Origin of the sequence: Mycobacterium sp. UM_WGJ (genome assembly GCF_000455125.1) — a bacterium.
Taxonomy (GTDB): Bacteria; Actinomycetota; Actinomycetes; order Mycobacteriales; family Mycobacteriaceae; genus Mycobacterium.
This window is the reverse complement of sequence record NZ_AUWR01000011.1, coordinates 144996-163086: the sequence shown is the minus strand read 5'-3', so window position 1 is coordinate 163086 and position 18091 is coordinate 144996. Positions and strand designations below refer to the sequence as shown.

At 63.8% G+C, this 18091-nt stretch carries 16 protein-coding genes and 4 tRNA genes; 10 read left to right on the top strand and 10 right to left on the bottom strand.

What is annotated here, in order from left to right; all coding sequences use genetic code 11:
- Positions 1-402 precede the first annotated feature (402 nt).
- Together N416_RS0105230 and N416_RS0105225 are read right to left on the bottom strand one after the other, a co-directional pair.
- Positions 403-1689: a nucleotidyltransferase gene (locus N416_RS0105230; protein WP_024441071.1), complete on the bottom strand. Its 1287-nt coding sequence runs from the start codon at positions 1687-1689 to the stop codon at positions 403-405.
- Positions 1676-2293 (bottom strand): SLATT domain-containing protein, encoded by a 618-nt coding sequence (locus tag N416_RS0105225; RefSeq protein WP_024441070.1) that lies wholly within the window; start codon positions 2291-2293, stop codon positions 1676-1678. Before N416_RS0105225 ends, N416_RS0105230 begins: the two co-directional genes overlap by 14 nt.
- 101 nt (positions 2294-2394) lie before the next feature.
- Between N416_RS0105225 and N416_RS0105220 the strand changes: the two genes are divergently transcribed.
- From N416_RS0105220 to N416_RS0105205, 4 genes are read left to right on the top strand one after another with little or no spacing between them, the layout of a single operon-like run.
- On the top strand, positions 2395-4215 hold the full coding sequence (locus N416_RS0105220; RefSeq protein ID WP_024441069.1) for an N-6 DNA methylase: 1821 nt from the start codon (positions 2395-2397) through the stop codon (positions 4213-4215).
- Entirely contained in the window at positions 4212-5414 is a 1203-nt protein-coding gene (locus tag N416_RS0105215) for a restriction endonuclease subunit S (protein ID WP_024441068.1), read from the top strand. Before N416_RS0105220 ends, N416_RS0105215 begins: the two co-directional genes overlap by 4 nt.
- The gene (locus N416_RS0105210; protein ID WP_024441067.1) at positions 5411-8356 is read left to right on the top strand and encodes a type I restriction endonuclease subunit R; all 2946 of its coding nucleotides are present in this window, start codon (positions 5411-5413) and stop codon (positions 8354-8356) included. The genes N416_RS0105215 and N416_RS0105210 overlap by 4 nt, the downstream gene beginning before the upstream one ends.
- Positions 8357-8370: 14 nt before the next feature.
- Positions 8371-8685 carry a M48 family metallopeptidase gene (locus N416_RS0105205; protein WP_036457293.1) on the top strand — a complete coding sequence of 105 codons (315 nt, stop codon included), beginning with the start codon at positions 8371-8373 and terminating at the stop codon, positions 8683-8685.
- 14 nt (positions 8686-8699) lie between these two features.
- Here the strand turns inward: N416_RS0105205 and N416_RS22395 are convergent, their stop codons facing one another.
- Positions 8700-9437, bottom strand: a complete 738-nt coding sequence (locus N416_RS22395) for a GntR family transcriptional regulator (RefSeq protein WP_081654461.1) — start codon at positions 9435-9437, stop codon at positions 8700-8702.
- A 184-nt stretch (positions 9438-9621) separates the two neighbouring features.
- On the opposite strand from N416_RS22395, the gene N416_RS0105200 reads away from it, so the two are divergent.
- The 5 genes from N416_RS0105200 to N416_RS0105180 are packed head-to-tail and all read left to right on the top strand — an operon-like array spanning position 9622 to position 13092.
- Positions 9622-10044: a hypothetical protein gene (locus tag N416_RS0105200; RefSeq protein ID WP_024441065.1), complete on the top strand. Its 423-nt coding sequence runs from the start codon at positions 9622-9624 to the stop codon at positions 10042-10044.
- A complete protein-coding gene (locus tag N416_RS0105195; RefSeq protein ID WP_024441064.1) occupies positions 10041-11357 on the top strand; it encodes a cell division protein FtsK in 1317 nt (438 codons plus the stop codon). The genes N416_RS0105200 and N416_RS0105195 overlap by 4 nt, the downstream gene beginning before the upstream one ends.
- Complete coding sequence (locus N416_RS0105190) at positions 11354-11680, top strand: hypothetical protein (protein WP_024441063.1); 327 nt, start codon at positions 11354-11356, stop codon at positions 11678-11680. The genes N416_RS0105195 and N416_RS0105190 overlap by 4 nt, the downstream gene beginning before the upstream one ends.
- Positions 11681-11689: 9 nt before the next feature.
- Positions 11690-11923: an AlpA family transcriptional regulator gene (locus tag N416_RS0105185; protein WP_155943323.1), complete on the top strand. Its 234-nt coding sequence runs from the start codon at positions 11690-11692 to the stop codon at positions 11921-11923.
- Positions 11923-13092 carry a site-specific integrase gene (locus N416_RS0105180; protein WP_024441061.1) on the top strand — a complete coding sequence of 390 codons (1170 nt, stop codon included), beginning with the start codon at positions 11923-11925 and terminating at the stop codon, positions 13090-13092. Before N416_RS0105185 ends, N416_RS0105180 begins: the two co-directional genes overlap by 1 nt.
- 23 nt (positions 13093-13115) lie before the next feature.
- Here the strand turns inward: N416_RS0105180 and N416_RS0105175 are convergent.
- The 3 genes from N416_RS0105175 to N416_RS0105165 form a co-directional block, all read right to left on the bottom strand.
- Positions 13116-13192, bottom strand: a tRNA-Phe gene (locus tag N416_RS0105175).
- Positions 13193-13223: 31 nt separating this feature from the next.
- Positions 13224-13297, bottom strand: a tRNA-Asp gene (locus tag N416_RS0105170).
- A gap of 33 nt (positions 13298-13330) precedes the next feature.
- Positions 13331-13403 (bottom strand) — tRNA-Glu (locus tag N416_RS0105165).
- A 134-nt stretch (positions 13404-13537) separates the two neighbouring features.
- Between N416_RS0105165 and N416_RS0105160 the strand changes: the two genes are divergently transcribed.
- Positions 13538-13613 (top strand) — tRNA-Lys (locus N416_RS0105160).
- Positions 13614-13662: 49 nt separating this feature from the next.
- Here the strand turns inward: N416_RS0105160 and N416_RS0105155 are convergent.
- The 4 genes from N416_RS0105155 to N416_RS0105140 are packed head-to-tail and all read right to left on the bottom strand — an operon-like array spanning position 13663 to position 18051.
- Entirely contained in the window at positions 13663-14577 is a 915-nt protein-coding gene (locus N416_RS0105155; RefSeq protein ID WP_024441060.1) for a class I SAM-dependent methyltransferase, read from the bottom strand.
- 38 nt (positions 14578-14615) lie between these two features.
- Positions 14616-15947 carry an amidohydrolase family protein gene (locus tag N416_RS0105150; protein WP_024441059.1) on the bottom strand — a complete coding sequence of 444 codons (1332 nt, stop codon included), beginning with the start codon at positions 15945-15947 and terminating at the stop codon, positions 14616-14618.
- Complete coding sequence (locus N416_RS0105145) at positions 15941-17137, bottom strand: CoA transferase (protein WP_051190181.1); 1197 nt, start codon at positions 17135-17137, stop codon at positions 15941-15943. The genes N416_RS0105150 and N416_RS0105145 overlap by 7 nt, the downstream gene beginning before the upstream one ends.
- The gene (locus N416_RS0105140; RefSeq protein ID WP_024441057.1) at positions 17107-18051 is read right to left on the bottom strand and encodes an enoyl-CoA hydratase/isomerase family protein; all 945 of its coding nucleotides are present in this window, start codon (positions 18049-18051) and stop codon (positions 17107-17109) included. Before N416_RS0105140 ends, N416_RS0105145 begins: the two co-directional genes overlap by 31 nt.
- Between the last annotated feature and the right edge of the window lie 40 nt (positions 18052-18091).

Below are 18091 nucleotides of genomic sequence, written 5' to 3'. Positions count from 1 at the left end.
TTTCGATGAGCGCGATCAACAGAGCACAAGATGACCGAGGTTGCCGAGATCCTGCTGCCGATGCTGGCGGAAGATAGCTCGTGACCCGTCTGACCAAGCAGAGTAAGCGCTCATCCATCAAGTCCTGGTCGGTGATTGACCGACCCCGATGTGCCGTTGTCGGCGAAATTTCGGTGAGCCACCACTGACCGCGCCGAGGTCGTCTGTTGCCAGACAACGTGTTTACGGATATCGGCACTCAGCACAGCCCGCCGATGAGAGCAACGGCTATGGTTCCGGCGCCCGTCACCTCGTGAGCGGTTTCGCAATCGACTCGGCCATCTAAGTTGGAATGTGCCGCAAGTGATCCCAGCGTTGATCGTGACCACGATGTGGCGACCAGCAGACGGCTTAGCCTAGGGTTTACGGGGCCGTGGTGATTGGCACCTCAATATGGTCCCGCGCAACGATCACGCCGTTCTTGATGGCGTAACATTCGACGTAGTGCTCACCACGGAACTTTGTCGATTCACGATGCGTTCGGCTGTCCTCGTTGATTATCTGACCCCGAATCTCGTTTCGCCTCTCGGCTTCGTCGCCGCGATTCAAGACCTTCCACTTGAACTTGTATGGTTGTGGCACATCGCATTCCGTGACCGTGAAGTCCAACGTCCTTTGCGGCCTGAGCCAGACCTGTCGGGCAAGCATGCTGCGTAGCGTGTTCGGGCGGAAGCCATCTTGGGTGACGGTGCAGTCGATGGACAGGTTGTATCTAATATCCACCGGAAACTCATCCTCGATGAACTCTTCGGTGTTGTCGAACGTGTAGGCGCTCGCAGTCTTCGCGGTGGTTTCGGCTGCAGGAACAGGCTTTCCGAAGACCTTCTTCCATTTAGCGTTGGCCGTCGTCTTACCGTCAGCTTCAATCGCTTCGAGACACAACTCGTACGCGGTCTTTGCCTTGCCCTGGAACCTCTTCTTAACCTTCACATCCTGCTTACTTCCCAACGCCTGGTAGTGGTCATGGTCGTCCTCTTCGGACAGAAACTTGAAGAAGTCTCGGACCATGAAGGCATAAGCCGCCGCGGCCGCGGAGTGGTGGTCGGTGTTCTTCTGGAGGAAGTTGTACACCAAGGTGTCGATCAACAGGCCACCCATGACTACGCCGTGCTTGTTCTTCCACGCTCGCGCCATCTTGCATAGTCTGCGGAAATTGCGATTGGTAATGCTGTCGAAGTCTCGGGTCTCAATGATCTCCTCGCGGGGCTTGGTGATCTTCCAGGACTTCGATTTCGTATGCGGGTACTTAAACGAACCGTCCTCTTGCTCGAAAACGGGTTGTACCTCGAACATGAAATTCTGAAACGCCACGACGACCACCGGACTGTCAACCTTCACACTGGACGTCGGGTAGCGGGCCTGTATAGCGGCGCGCGTGCGCGACAAGACATCCGAGGGTCCGTCCTCTCCGTTGTACTTGTCCCATAGCGACGACGGCAGGACGTAGAGCATGTCAAGGTCCGAAATGCCGCGAATTGCCGTGAAACGCCCGTAGGAGCCGACCATGAGCTGATGGTCCTTGGAGCTGTCGAGGTTCCGAAACTCCTTGTTCAGCACCTTGGTAATTTCATCGCGGCGGGCACTGATGGTGCCGGCATTATCGACCTGTAGGTTCGTAAGCAGACCCTCAAAAATCTCACTTGTCTTCATCGACTGCCGGCTTTCCCTGTCGCAGCTGGACCGGCAGCATCTGGTCGATCTCGCTCTCCGAGAACGTCAAGTCTTCGCGGTTCTTCAAACCGTCCTGCGCAGCCTCGTAGGCTTTTGAGGTTGTGCGGGGCGCATCACCGAGGATGGCGACGTACCGCTCCTGCAAATCGTTGCGCCGTGTGATTCCCTCCTGCATCGAACACGCTCCCGCTTGAAGATCAACGATGAGGGACAGGTAGGACTCGCGGACGTCCCACACCTTTGCCGCCGTGTCACGGTGCTGCTGCATCTCCTCGCCGTGCTTGAAGTTCTTGCTGCCAAGGTTCATCCCGGTGACGACCACCCCGATGAACGAGGTGACCAGTGGCGCCCACTGTTCCCCGTTTGCCAGACCGAGGAGCGACGCCACGAACGCGGTCGAGCTAACCGCTGTCATGGCCACAAGCCCTCGGCGCTGCCACCAATATTTTCGGTAGCAGATGTCCGCCTGCTTCTCATGAGTTTTGTGCGTGTACGCAGCGCGTCCGTACAACTCACGGACTTGCGCGAGCAACAGCGCGGTGCGGCCTTCCGCCGCTGAAGGCTCTTCCCTTGGCTCTTCCATACGGCCTCTCCTTTCAACCATCGCCGGCGAGCGCAGGTTTCCTCGGCCAGCCGTGGCTGACTGGATTGTTTTTGTTATATCACTATGCAAATATAGCAGACATGACGGAACCCTCGACCATCCCGACACTCCTTCAGGCGATCCGCGCCGTGCTCAATCTCACCCAGGCTGAGCTCGCCGAACGTCTGGGCGTCTCGTTTGCCACGGTGAACAGGTGGGAGGGCGGCTCCAGCAAGCCGCAGAGGGCCCAGCTCGCCAAGATCAACGCTCTGGCAGGAGCAGCTGGCGTAGACCCCAGCGATGCCCCGGTTGCCGATGCCGTAGTAGTCACCCGTCGCCGCGGCCGCCAAGCTAAGCCGGCAGCTCCGACCACAAAGCCAATGGAGCAGATGCTGTGGGACGCCGCTTGCTCGATCCGAGGCGAGAAGGACGCGCCGAAGTTCAAGGACTACCTACTGCCGCTGCTATTCCTTAAGCGCCTCTCCGATGTCTTTGACGACGAGATCGACCGACTTGCCGAGGAGTACGGCGACCGTGACATCGCCCTGGAGATCGCGGACAACGACCACGACCTGCTCCGCTTCTACCTCCCGGCCGAGGCACGTTGGGCCATCATCAGCGAACGCGCACAGTACGACTGGCCCGACGACGAGCGCGGCCGATCGACGCGACCACGCGATATCGGTGAACGCCTCACCAAGGCTGTGCGAGCCGTCGTCCGATTCAACCCGAGCCTCGCCGGAGTCATCGACGTCGTGGACTTCGCGGCCGAGCGCAACGGCGAGCGGGACATCAACCCCGCCAAGCTCAATGGCGTCGTCGAGACCTTTTCGGACCCGCGTTATCGCCTAGGCCTCGCCGACGTGCAACCCGATTTCCTAGGCCGCGCATACGAGTACCTCCTCCGGAAGTTCGCAGAAGGCTCGGGCCAGAGTGCAGGCGAGTTTTTCACTCCAACCGAGGTCGGATTCCTCATGGCACGCATCCTCCGACCGAAGCCGGGACAGACCTGCCATGACTACGCCTGCGGTTCGGCCGGTCTGCTCATCAAGCTCCAACTCATCGCACGTGAGCTGGACCCCACCGCCAGGGTTCCGCTCAAGCTGTTTGGTCAAGAACTCCAGGCCGAGAGTTACGCCGTCGCCCGGATGAACGCGATCATCCACGACATGGACGTCGACCTTCGTCGCGGCGACACCATGATCAATCCCAAGTTCCGCACGTCGTCGGGATCACTCGACCAGTTCGATCTTGTCGTCGCCAACCCGATGTGGAACCAGCCTTTTGACCCGAGCATTTTCGAGGACGACCCGTACGACCGGTTCATCAAGCACGGCGGCGCAACGTCGGGCAAGGGTGACTGGGCTTGGCTCCAGCAGACGCTGTCGGTGCTCAAGGACACCGGACGTGCGGCGGTCGTCCTCGACACCGGTGCCGTAACTCGAGGCTCGGGCTCGAAAAACGAGGACAAAGAACGCAACATCCGCAAGTGGTTCGTCGACCACGACCTCATCGAGGGCGTGATCCTGTTGCCGGACAACCTTTTCTACAACACGACGGCTGCTGGTGTCATCGTCGTGCTCAACAAGCGCAAGCCTGAGTCCAAGAAGGGCAAGATCACGCTGCTCAACGCCAGCAAGCGGGCCACCAAGGGCAAGCCCAAGAACCACCTCGCCGACAAGGACGTCGTGGACCTCGCGAAGCTCTACAACGCCGGAGAGGAAGTCGAGGGGCAGGTCGCGGTCGTCGACCTCGCCCAAGTCGCCGAGGCGGACTACAACCTGAGCCCAAGCCGCTGGATTCAGCAAGCAAGCGTCCAAGACCACCGTTCAATTAAGGAACTCTTGGCCGAGCTCGACGAGTTGGATGCACTTGCGCGGCAGACGGATCAAGCACTCGCGAAGATGCTGGTGAAGCTGTGAGCGCGACCGATTGGCCGACAAAGCCTCTGGGTGAACTCTTCCTCGTCGGGGCCGGGAAGACCATGTCGGCAGCAGGACGGTCCGGTGATAACAAGGTTCCATTCCTACGTACGTCGAATGTCCTTTGGGACGAGATTGATCTCTCCGAAGTGGACAAGATGGCTATTCCCGAGCACGAACTGGCGGCGAAGCTTGTCGAGCCCGGTGACCTACTCGTATGCGAGGGCGGCGAAATTGGCCGAGCAGCCATCTGGGAGGGTGGCCCAACGCCGATGTCCTTCCAGAACCATCTGCACCGTCTTCGCCCGGCAACAGATGACGTCGATCCGCGCTTCTACGTGTACTTCCTGCAGTCCGCTTTCACGCAGCTAGGAATTTTTGAGGGCGCCGGCAACAAGACCACGATCCCTAACTTGTCGTCGGGAAGGCTCAAGGCTCTCGAGGTTCCTCACCCCCCATTCCGGGAGCAGGTGGCGATTGCGGACGCACTCAGACATGTGCAGCAGGCGCGGCGCCTTAACGAGAGTCTCATCGCAACGACGGAAGAGTTGAAAGCCGCGGCGATGCAGCGCCTATTCTCGCAGGGTCTGCGCGGCGAGGCACAGAAGGAGACCGAGATAGGTCTGATTCCCGATAGCTGGACGGTCGGGCCACTCGGCGAGCTAGCACAGTTCCAGCGGGGTTTTGACATCACGAAGCGCTCGCAAGCCGAAAATGGAACGATCCCTGTGGTTTCGTCTGGCGGGGTGAGGAGTTTTCACGATATTGCCGCCGCCAGCGGCCCTGGTGTCATCATCGGACGTAAGGGGTCGATCGGCACAGTTCACTACGTCGAGTCGGATTATTGGCCCCACGACACGACACTATGGAGCAAGGACTTCCTCGGCAACGTACCGAGGTTCGTCTTCTACCGCCTCCAGTTGGTGGATATGAAGCGACTCGATTCAGGTGCAGCCAACCCCGCACTGAATCGCAATTTCCTTCATGCAGAGGTCATTAGCTGGCCGGACGTCGAAACGCAACAAGAAATTGTAGTAGTGCTGGACGCTCTCGACTGCAAGATAGACCTGCATCGTCGCAAGCGCGCGGTTCTTGACCAGCTCTTCAAGTCGTTGCTGCACAAGCTAATGACCGGTGAAATCTCGGTCCGTGACCTCGACCTGAGTGCGCTGCCGGCCAGCGATGGGAGTGCGGCATGAGCCAGATCAAGATCTCCGAGGCTAAGTCGGTGCAGTTCCCGATGGTGACGCACGCCTCAAGCGTCGGCTGGGTGCAACTCGCGCCAGAGGAAGCCGAGGGCATGCGTCGTGGTCGGGCGAACATGTTGTTCCCCGAGGTCCTTGAGAAGAAACTCCGGCAGTTCAACCCGTGGCTGACCGAGGATCAGGCCCGCGCGATCGTCGAGAGCATTGAAGCGCTGCCCGCCACGATCGAGGGCAACCGAGAGGTGTTGCGTTGGCTCCGAGGAGAACGCCAGTGGCACGACGAGAACGAACAGCGCCAACGCCCGGTCCAGGTTGTCGAATTCGATGTACCCCACGAGAACGCCCTGCACGTCACGTGGGAGTGGAAGATCGAGCCGCCGGCCCGGACAAAGGGGAACCGCGCGGATGTCATGTTCGTCGTCAACGGCATCCCGGTCACGATCGTCGAGCACAAGAACCCGAAGGACCGCGACGCACTGACCAAGGCGGTGACCCAACTCCGGCGTTACGAGAAGGAGACGCCAGAGATCGTGGCTCAGGCGCAGCTCCACAACGAGACGCACCTGATCGACTACTGGTACGGCGTCACGTGGAACATCAACCGCCGCATGCTCTTCAAGTGGAAGCACACGAGCGACGAGACCTACTGCGACGCCGTGCGGGCGTTCTTCGAACCGCACGACTTCCTGCGCACTTTGCGCGAGTGGGTGCTCTTCTACATTGAAGACGGCGAGACGAAGAAATCGGTCCTTCGCGAGCACCAGCGCGGTGCAGTCGATGCGGTGGTCGAACGGTGTGCCGACCCAGCGAAGAACCGGGGGCTGATCTGGCACACGCAAGGCTCGGGCAAGACCTTCACCTTGCTGACAGCAGCGCAGCTGATCCTCACTCAGAAGAACCGCTTCAAGAACGCAACCGTCATCCTCGTCGTTGACCGGACCGAACTCGAGGGCCAGCTCAAAGAATGGGTCGATAGGTTGCTCGGTGAGATGCAGGCCAACGACATCCCGGTTCGGCGCGCCAACAGCAGGGATGACCTGCAGGACATCTTCGATTCCGACTTCCGTGGACTGGTCGTGTCGATGATCCACAAGTTCGAGACGATCCGGAAGGACAGCTCCAATCGGGACAACGTCTTCGTCTTCATCGACGAGGCACACCGTTCAGTTGCCGCTGACCTGGGCTCGTACCTCATGGCGGCAGTGCCCAACTCCACGATCATCGGCTTCACCGGCACACCGGTCAGGGGGACGCAGGGAAACACTTCTGATTCGTTCCAGATCTTCGGATCGCAGGACGAAAAGGGCCACCTGCACAAGTACTCGATCATCGAGTCAATCGACGACGAGACCACCCTGCCGATCAAGTACATGCTGGCGCCGTCGTCGATGTCCATGGCGCCAGAGGATTTAGACGAGCAGTTCTACGCCCTTGCCTCCGACGAGGCCGTCACCGACATCGACGAACTCAACAAGGTACTGCAGCGAGCCGTCGGACTGCGCACCTTCCTGGGCTCTGATAGCCGCGTGACGCAGGTGGCTGAGTTCGTCGCGAACCACTTCAAGGAGAACGTAGACCCACTGGGGTACAAGGCATTTCTCGTCGCGGTCGACCGCGAGACGTGTGCGAAATACAAGCGCGCACTTGATGAATTGCTGCCGCCCGAGTGGTCCGAGGTGGTCTACAGCAAAAATGCGAGCGATGTCGTCGACCGTCCCGACGTGCATGAGCTCCAGCTTTCCGACGACCGCGAGAAAGAGGTGCGGCGGCAGTTCAAGAAGACTGGCCAGCAACCCAAGATCCTCATCGTCACCGACAAACTGTTGACCGGCTACGACGCGCCGATCTTGTATGCGATGTACCTGGACAAGCCGATGCGCGACCACGTCCTACTGCAGGCTCTCGCGCGCGTGAACCGGCCGTACGTCGACAACGAGGGTGTGCAGAAGAAGGTAGGTCTCGTCGTCGACTTCGTCGGCATCCTGAAGGAGCTTCACAAGGCACTGCGTTTCGATTCCGCGGACGTCGAAGGAGCACTGGAAGACCTCGACGTACTGATGGCGGACCTGCTGGTGAAGATCGACGCCGCTTCCACCGAGTACCTACAGGTCGCCGGCAACCAAGGTGGCGACGAGCAGTTGGAGAGCCTCATCTACGGCAAGTTCGTCGCGGAGAGTGAGCGCAAGAAGTTCTTCGACGACTACCGGGACATCGAGGCGTTGTGGGAGATCCTCTCCCCGTCAGCGGAACTGCGCGATCACATCGCGACGTACAAGCGCCTGTCGGTCCTGTACGCGGTGGTGCGCGCCGCCCTCTCTGAGGCGACCGGTTTCACTGCAGATCTGGAGCACAAGACGAAGCGCCTGATCGAGGAGACCGCGACCCAGGAAAGGCTCGGTCGGTTCACCAAGATCGCCACATTCGACGTGCCAACGTTGGAAGCACTGGACAACGACGACGAGCCGCCCGAGGAGAAGGTGTACAACCTGCTGCGCGGCTTACGCAAGGAGATGGACGACAACCCGGCGGCTGCGGTGGCGCTCCAGAGCATCAAGGAGAAGGCCGACCGCGTCATTGAAAATCTCGAAGAGCGCAAGATCAACGGCCTAGCCGCGCTAGATGAACTGAAGGCGCTTGCGGAGGAGAAGGGCAGACTGCGTGAGTTCGCTGAGCAGAGCGGACTGTCAGATCGTGCCCTCGGCATCTACTCGGCACTGCGGGCCGAGCAAGCGTTGAGTGGGCTGCACGTCGACATCCAGAGGATTGCGGTGAGCATCGAGGTGGCGGTTGATCAGTTCCCGCACTGGCGGCAGAACCCCGACGAGCGACGCCGCCTGCGCAGTGGACTCTACAAACCCCTGCTGGGCAGCCAGGTTCCTGCGAGTTCCTGCGCTGAAATCATCGACAACGTGATGAACGTGCTGGAGAAGGTCTGATGGCAAGGCCAAAGATGACACTTACCGCCGACCAAGCTCTCACCCGCAAGGCGATGGCGTGGGCGACCAAGATTCGAGTGAATCCCTCGCGCATTGTCATCGCCGAACAGACGACGAAGTGGGGTTCGTGCGCGCCCGACGGTGTGATCACGTTGGCGCAGGACCTCATCAACATGCCGGTGGCTTTCCAGGACTACGTCGTCGTCCACGAACTGCTTCATCTGCGCTACCGCTCCCACGGCAAAGCCTTTACTGCGATGATGACTGCCCTTGTCCCCGGCTGGCGCGAACTGGAGGCATCGAGTCCGGTCAGGGAAGTGCGCCGATGATCTCCGCCGTCAAGCTAGTCGTCGATGTGGTGCGACGACGGACCAGATGAATTGACTGACGGCAAACTCGGTTGAGAAGAAGTACACTCTCGCAATGTCTTTGATGCAGATTGGGCAGCACCGCAAGCCTCTGAAAGAGCCCGCCGCGCAGCCTCCATCGCACCAAAAACCTCGAGTCGGCGCTCAGGGTCCAAAAGGTGCGCGTGGAGACGAACGGCTAAAGAACCGAGAACGTCTTCCTGCGCCAAGCTGATACCTGCGAGTGTCCGTATCAGCTTGTCCACCACGACCGGATCACCTACCAGTAGTCCCAATTCAGACAGGTCCCCTGACAACGTGTAGAGACGCGTGCGAATGTTCTCGGCCTGGGCGATGAGCGGTGCAACGTCTCCCCAAGCGTTGAAATCCTGGGGCGTTGCCTCGGACGGGTAGCCCGGTTCTTGCGGCCATACCTCTCTAATTCCGGACGCAGGACGGACAGCCACTCCGCGACCGGCGGCAGATACGAGCAGCCCTTCAGCACGAAGTTCTCGCACCGCTCGCCTAACGGTCATCCTTGCCACGCCGAAATGCTCTGCCAGCTTCGTTTCTGTCGGCAGTCGCTCGCCCGAGGCTAGTTGGCGCGACGTAATCGCGCGCCGAAGCAGATCCGCGATCTGCTGAAAGGGCGGCACATCGGTTTCGCGGTCAATCTGCCCAAGGTTCAAAAGAAGGCTCCCACTGTCGAAAAACACTAGCCATTGGTCAGCCATGTTACGCCCACCGATCATTCGAGATCGATCACCAGGCTCTACACAAGCCGCGAAACCCGCGCTACATGTTTCGAGCTCCTACCGACCAAGGCCTGACCTATGCCTTGCCATTGGCTAACCTTTGGCTATACACTGAGCGCGCACCATGGGTGCGGCCAAACCACACAACTGGAAGGAACAGAAGATGTCCATCCCCAAATGGCTCCAGATCAGCCACGACCAGGTGTTTTCACTCGGCGCGTACCTGGTGTCCGAGGTGACGCCGATGATCGATTTCGACAAGTCCTCCGGTGACAACCGCGTCCAGGCGACCGACCGCGATACCGGTTTGCCGATGTGGCAGGTCGAAGTGCTCGACGGCGATCCCGCGGCACCGAAGCGCAGCCGAACCGTGACCGTGAAATTCGCCGCCCCAACGCAGCCCACTGCGCCGGCCAACACCAGCGGAACGCCGTTTACCCCTGTGGTGTTCGAAGGTTTGATGGCTCTGCCGTACATCGAGCGGTCAGGCGATTTCTCGCGGATCACTTGGTCCTTCCGAGCTTCGGGAATGACAGCGCCGGCCAAGACCTCCGCTGCGGCCAACACGGCTAAGGCGTCAGCATGAATCCCGACCCGCTCGCACCCGTCGATCCAGACACACCGCTGCGACTCGACCATCTCTTGCACCTGGTGACGAATCTCGTCATGTGGGTCGCGGTCATCGTGGTGATCGCCGGCTCCGCCTTGATCTACTGGCGGTTGAGCTCAGCGGAATCCTACGAAGAACAGTTCGCGGGACCTGCCCGCCTCATTCGCTGGCGGCTTTGGGCACACATGTCGTGGCAGCGCCTCTGCAAGCGTTGCGGCTTGTCAGCCTCCGAACAGGTCACTCGTCGCGATCGCGAAGGACGCCACGTGACCTCAATCCGCTGGTTTCATCCGCGACTGGTGGGAACGGAGGTGACCCCCACCAGCCTGTGTCTGACGGTGCGGGCCAGGATGGGACAAACCGTCGACGACCTGGAGAGAGCGGTTCCGGCGATTCGTGACGCCGCGCGTGCCCACTCGGCACGTTCGGTTGTGGTCTCGCCCGGCACCATTCGGATCGACTTGGTCATGCGCGAGCAGCTCTCCACAGTCGGCACCGCGGCGCCGACGACGACGGTCACCACAGCACGAGTCAGGCTGGGGCGCTGCGAGAACGGCTCCGCCTGGACTCTTCCACTGAGCGGCCGGCACACCCTGACCGTGGGTTGCTCCGGCGCAGGCAAAGGTTCCATCTTCTGGGGTATCGCCGGCGGACTTGGCCCCGCGGTGGCCGCCGGCGTGGTCCGACTGGTGGGAATCGATCTCAAATACGGCATCGAGTTGTCGGTTGGCTCGGCGTTGTTCACCAAGATCGCCACCACCGAATCCGATGCCGTGAAAACCCTTGCCGCGCTGGAACAGTTGATGAATAAACGCGGTACCGCGATGGCGGGCCGCGTACGCGACCATACGCCGACTGCATCGGCTCCGCTGACGGTGTTGCTGATCGACGAGCTGGCCGGCGTCACCGCGTACATGAGCGACCCTGCTCTCCGTAAAGAAGCCTCAGCCTCGCTGTCGCGGATTCTGACCAAGGGCCGCGCCCTGGGGATCGTGGTGGGCGCGTTCCTGCAAGACCCACGCAAGGAAATCCTGCCGATGCGCGGCCTCTTTACCCAAACCATCGCACTGCGGCTGCGGTCCCGCGACGAGGTCGCGATGGTCCTCGGCGACGGGACGGCCGACGCCGCACCTGCACATCGGATCAGCCCCGATGCACCGGGCACCGGCTACGTAGTCGCCGAGGACGGCCAGGTAACCAAGGTGCGATCGGACTTCTGGACCGACGATCAAATCCGCGCCATTGCAAAGCAATACGGCCGTACTTCGGGGCGAAAGGCAGCGCAATGATCGACAGCCTGCCCCTCATCGAACCACCCAACCGGGAACGGTTGGCCCGCCGCGCCGACGATCTTCGACAGCGCGCCGCTCTGGTCCGCCGATACGGATGGGACCAGTACCGCCATCGCTGGTCCAGCGGCGAAATCCTCGGCGTCGCGCTGGTCCTAGATGACCAGGCCGAACTGCAACGCTGCGGTGAGACGACGGACTCCGCCCTTTCCACCTGGGCATTCACCCTGTGGGGAATCGCACGCGGCGAGGACGATCTCGCAGCCGGGCTGCCGTCTACCCGCTGCTGGTTCGCCGCAATTCGATGCCAGGCCACGAGGTGAGAGATGACGATGACTCATGGCCTGCGGGATACCCTCGTCACCGCCGGCACGTTCCCCGAGTTACTCACCGCCGAGCAAGTATCGGCACTCCTCGGCGTATCCGCTGCGACCCTCAACCGCTGGGCGGCGATCCGCGAAACGACCGGCGAGCAGATCGGTCCACCCTGCTACACGCTGTCTGAGCGGGTGCGCCGCTGGGACTGCGCCGAAGTCCGGTCCTGGCTGAAGCAGGTGCGTCGGTAATGGCCGGCAACACCCCGCGCGGCATCCGAAAGCGACTCAATGCCGCCGGGGAGCCTCGCTACCAAGTCCGCTACTTGATCCGCGACCCCGACGTACCGTCAGGCTGGGTGGAAACGTCGGCGACATTCCCCACGCTGCGCGAGGCGAAGGCGTTCAAATCCGAACGCGACAACGAGGCCGCACTCGGCGCCCGCCGATTCGATCCGCGCCTCGGCCGCACACCGCTCAACCGGATCTGGACCCAGTTCTCCGGCTCCAAGAAACCGGCAGTGTCGCCGAAGACCTGGAGCGGTTACACCCAGCACTGGGAACTGCGCATCGCCCCGCGGTTCGGGCACGTCCCGGTCGACGAGATCACCCGCACCGACGTCCAGGCGTTCGTTGACGGATTGACGGTCGGGCCGTGGGCGAAGGTGTCCACGTTGCGACTGCTGCGTTCGATTCTCGAAGTGGCACACCAGGATGGCCGGATCCACCGGAATCCTGCCCTGGGTGTCTCAGCGGGTCGCATTCCCGAGCGGGAGCGTCACCGTTACCTGACCGCTCAGGAGGTCCAGACGCTCGCCACCGCGTGCGGCGACCAGGGCGACGTCGTGACCATCCTCGCTTACACGGGTCTGCGGTGGTCCGAACTTGTCGGCCTCCGCGTCAAAGACGTCGACCTCATCGCCCGCCGTCTCTATGTCCGACGGGCGGCACCAGAAGTCGAGGGCCATATCGTCGTGGGCCCTCCGAAGACCCGCGCTGGCATCCGCACCATCCCGCTGCCGCAAGTCGTCGTCGACATCCTCAAGGCGCGGGTCGGCAGGCGGCCTCCTGACGAGCCCGCCATCACGTCACCCAACGGAAAAATGCTGCGATCCAACAACTGGCGTCGACACACCCACTGGAATAAGGCCCTCAAGAAGACGGATCTGGCCCCGCTGACCATTCATGATCTACGCCACACCTACGCGAGCCTGGCCCGAAAATCAGGTGCCGACCTGCGATACGTGCAGAAGACCATGGGCCACTCGACACCGACCGTCACCGCGAACATCTATAGCGACCTCTACTCCGACGAGCTGGATCAGGTGGCAACGAACCTCGATCAGCTTCACGCAACTGAGATTCACACACCGAAGACCGGACAAGAACCGGACGAATCAAACCGACAACCGAGTGCATAACCCGTGTCTATGCAGGTAGAACGTGGTGGCCAGGGCCGGGATCGAACCGGCGACCTTCCGCTTTTCAGGCGGACGCTCGTACCAACTGAGCTACCTGGCCGGAAGGCACCAGGTGCCTCGCCGCGTAAAAGCGACCCTGACGGGACTTGAACCCGCGACCTCCGCCGTGACAGGGCGGCGCGCTAACCAACTGCGCCACAGGGCCTTGCTGTTCGCTCCGTTATTACTACGACGCGAGTACCCCCAACGGGATTCGAACCCGTGCTACCGCCGTGAAAGGGCGGCGTCCTAGGCCACTAGACGATGGGGGCCAGAACCGAATCTCTCCGAGGCACTCACAACGTTTCACGTTGGGAGCTTGGCTAGCTTAGGGCACAGGAGCCCGAATCCTCAAACCCGGTCCCCATCGACCACGATCGGGCAGGCAGTATTCTGTTCCAGCACGGCCCCTATAGCTCAGTTGGTAGAGCTACGGACTTTTAATCCGCAGGTCGCAGGTTCGAGCCCTGCTGGGGGCACCACACCACCGTCCAACCGCCGACATCGGCGAACGCAGCGCTGTGACCCGTTTCATACCTCGGGACCAGCCAGAACGGCGCTCAAGTAAGTCATGTCGTCGAACGCGATCGCCAGTTCGTCGTCGCCGTACTCCAGGCCGCACTCGGCGTAGAGGTCGCGGACCTGGCGGCCCGTCACCGTCCAGCCCGCGCCGGTCAGGTACTCGATGATGTGGTTGCGTTCGCCGTGGTAAATCAGGGCGCCGATCTCCACTTCGAACCCCAGCGCCGACATCTTCTCCCGGTGTTCACGCCACGCCGGGCCGGCGAACACCGACGTGTCGCTGATGAACTCACAGGCCACCCGGCTGCCCGGAGCGCTCAGCGACTTGATCGTGTCGAACAGGGCGTCCTGGGCGTCGGGCTGCAGGTAGATCAGCAGACCCTCGGCGCTCCACACCGTGGGAGCCTGCGGGTCGAAGCCGGCGGCCCGCAGGGCACTCGGCCAGTCGTCACGCAGGTCGATGGCCACGGCGCGACGCTCGGCGGTCGGCTCGGCGTCCAAGTCGCGAAGCGTGGTGGTCTTGAACTCGATGACCTCCGGCAGGTCGACCTCGTAGACCACGGTGTCCGCCGGCCAGTCCAGCCGATAGGCGCGGGAATCCAGGCCGGAGGCGAGGATGACCGCCTGGCGGATGCCGCTGCGGGTCGCCGACAGGAAGTGCTCGTCGAAGAATCGGGTCCGCACGCCCATGCCGTGGCCCATCCGGATCGGGTCGAACTCGCCGCCTTCGACGACCGGGATGTCGCCATCGACCATCCGGGTGAAGAAGTCGATGCCCACCGCACGCACCAGCGGTGCCGCCCAGGGGTCGTTGATCAGTTTGTCCGGACCGGAGGTGGCCAGCGCGCGCTGCGCCGCCACCATGGTCGCGGTCGCTCCCACACTGGTGGCCAAGTCCCAGCTGTCACTGTCCGTGCGCGTCATCGATGCCTCTCTCGAAAATCTCAAACTATCTAGCCAGGCTACCGACCGCCGTGGACCACAGCACCGGCGACGATCGTGGACGTCACCAGGCCGGCGTCGAGCGCAAGCGGATCACCGCTGAGCACGCACAGGTCGCCGGGCTCACCGACGGCGATGCGCCGCGGTGTCGCTGGCCGCTCGGCATGGCCGGTGAACCCCTGTAGGGCGGTACGAGCCGAGATCCGCTCCCCCGCCCCCAGCACGGCACCGCTGGGGGTGGCGCGGTGGACGGCGGCGCGCATGGCCGCCCAGGGGTCGCCGTCGCCGAAGGGCGTGTCGGTGGACAGTGCCACCGGAATGGCGTTGCGCTGCAATGAGGCAACCCGCCACAGTTCGTGCTGGCACTCGGGTTCGATGGTGGCGAGGTAGTCGTCGCCGCGCTCGGCGACGAAGTTGGGCTGGGTGACGACGGTGATCCCGAGTGCGGCGAGGTCGACCAGCCGGTCCTCGGGTATCACCGCCGCGTGTTCGATGCGGTCGTCGGGGTGCGCTCCGGCGGCCTGCCATGCGGCGATGGCGACGGTAAGCTGGGCGTCGGTGACGCAGTGCAGTGCCACGCCGTGGTCGCGAGCGTGGTTGTCGGACACCGTGTTTAACAGCGCATCCAGATCCAGGGTTGCGTCGTCGAGGATGATCTTGGCCGGCCCGAGGGTGATCCCGGAGGCAGCGGCGGCCCCGGCCGGCGCCATGCAGTGCAGCCGCTGCAGCAGTTCGCCGCCGCCGCGCGCGCCGGCGAACGCGGCGATGTCGGCGTCGCCATGGCCTGGGGTGGCGTCGGTGATTCCGGTGACGCCGCGGGCCGCCAGCTGCCGGCTCAACCGGGCCAGCGAGGGTTCGCGGCGTGGGAGCCGGGGCGCGGGATCGCCGTGGGCGCGCAGCAGTCGCCCGTCAGGCCGGTCGGCCATCCCGGTGCGGGCCAGGCCGGCCGAGTTGAGCACCCACAGCGCGCCGCTGCGGTGCGCCACCCGCACCGGTAACTGCGGTGCGAAGCGGTCCAGCAGTGCGGCGGTGAGTTCGCCGGCGACGGATTCGTGGTAGCCGTAGCCCCGCACCCAGCCATCGGAGTCGGGGGTGGCGCCCCGCAGTGCAGCGGCCAGGTCATCGAGGGTACGTACGTACGGCGGGCCCAGGCACACCGAATCGAGCGCCGCGGCCGCTGACCGCAGGTGCACGTGATGGTCGTGCAGTCCGGGAATCACGGTCGCATCGCCTACGTCGAGGACGTCTTCGCCGCGGCGTGCCGTCAATGCCGGTGCGATTTCCTCGATGGTGTCGCCGAGCCGGATGTCGACCCGCGACCCGTCGAGCAGTACCGCTCGCTGGATCAGCACCGCGCCGCCATGAGATCGCGGATGCGGGCGTTGTCGGCACCCAGCGCCGGCCCGGCGCCCTCGATGCGGGGACAGGGCGGCGGTAGGGCCGAAACCTCACCAGCCGGAGCGTGTTTCGGCGAGGCGGCGTAGTTGGCGGCGACGGCGGCCAGCGCCACCGTGATCACCTCGCCGCCGCCGCGCGCCAACGAATCAGCTACCGCCGCAGCAGCTTCGATCCCGGTCAACGGGTCGGCGATGGCGTCTCCGCAGAACACCGGGCCGCCATCGGCGTCGCAACCCACCAGGCCGCCGGCGACCGCGGCGTCGTCGCCGAACCCGACGTAGCCGCGCTCGGCACCATGCGCGGTGATCTGCAGCCATACCCGTCCGGGCCGGCCGGCCACGTCGAGCGGGCCCAGGCCGCGGCGGGCCAGGGCGGCCGGTCGCGAGCCCTCCAACACCACATCGGCGGCCGCCAACAACTGGGCCAGATCCCGGGCATCACGGTCGAAATCCAGGGCGCAGGAAAGCTTTCCGCTGTTCATCCAGTCGAAGAAGGCGCTGGTTCCGACGCGGGTGCCGTCCGGGCGCGACGGACTTTCCACCTTGATCACCGTCGCCCCAGCCTGGGCGAGCAGACGCCCGCACAACGGCCCGGCCCACAGCGAAGTCAGGTCGACGACAAGCGCACCGGCCAGACCGCGGGCCGGGCCCGGCGGGCCGACTCGGCGCACCACCGGCGCTCCGGGGGCGGTCTCGCCCAGCGCGGCGGCGGGCAGATCCAGCAGCCGCGCCCGCGCCACGACCTCGGCCACCGGCCGCGCCGAAGACCAGCCGGTGATCCCCGCCCATGGATCGGAGCACTCGGATTCGATCAGGGCGGGCACCGCGTCGAGGTCGTCGGCGCGCGAGAGCGTGAGCGCCCACCTCCCGTCTGCTGCGGCCAGCAACCGCGAGGCTCCCCCGGCCGAGACTCGCCCGGAACGCGTCCAGCCCAGCAGCCCGGCTCGCCCGGCCAATAGCTCCGCGGCATCGGCCCCCACACCGGTCGCAGCGCTGAAGCGCCGCAGTACGTGTGTGGCGCGCTGCAGCACCGCGGCCCGGGAGAAATCCGGGCGGCCGTCGGGCTGACCGGTCAGCCAGGCCAGCCCGGACGCACCCCAGGCTTGCTCGGCAGTCACGACACGATCTCGTCGACCAGGCCCCATCGCAGCGCGGTCGCCGCGTCGACGGTGCGGCCGGACAGGATGAGATAAGCGGTGCGCCATCGGCCGATGCGGCGGGTGACGCTGACCGTGCCGCCCGCGCCCGGGATCAGCCCGAGGCTCAGCTCGGGCAGACCCAGCACCGTGGCCGGGTGTGCTCGCACCCAGCCGCAGAAGGCGGCCATCTCCAGGCCGCTGCCCAGCACCTGGCCGTGGATCTCGGCGCGACAACGCGCGCCCAGCCGAGCGGTCAGCGCGTCCAGCGCCAGCGCCGGGCTGTGCCGGGTGCGGGCCACGTGGGCGCTGGGCACATCGGTGAACCCGCCGAACTCGGCGAGGTCGCCGCCGCTGCAGAACGACGGTCCGACTCCGCTGAGCACCACTTCGTCGATCGCGGGGTCGGCCGCGGCCACGGCCAGTCCGTCGAGCAGAACGGCCCGCGTCGCGTTGTCGAAGGCGTTGTGGCGCTGCGGCCGGTTGAAGCGCAGTCGCAGGGTGTCGCCGTCTCGGTCGAGCAGCAGCGGGTCGGCGATCTTCGGCACGGTGGTCGGGCCGCGTGCCGCCAGCCAGTCGGCGAACTCCGGGCCGGCTTGCAGTACCGAGTAGGCCAGCGATTCGGTGACCACCCCGGACCAGGCCGGCGCCCCCGGGTCCACCGCGCGAAGCACGTCGTCGCAGATCGCCGCGGCTTGCGGCCAGCGCGCGCAGCGCTCGGCGACCTCGGCCAGCGCCTCGGGCACCGAGGCGACGGTGATCACCCGGCGGTCCGTCGTCGCGGACTCGGTGAGGGTGAAGGTGGCGTGTTGCAGCCAGTGTTCGGCGTGCGCGGTGTCGAAGCGAGCACCTGTCGCGATGGTGATCCCGGCGCCGGGCGCGGCGTCGGGCACAGCGGCTTCCAGGTCGACCGTTTCGATCATGTTGCACGTGAGCGTACCCAGCGGCGGTGTTGCCACGGCC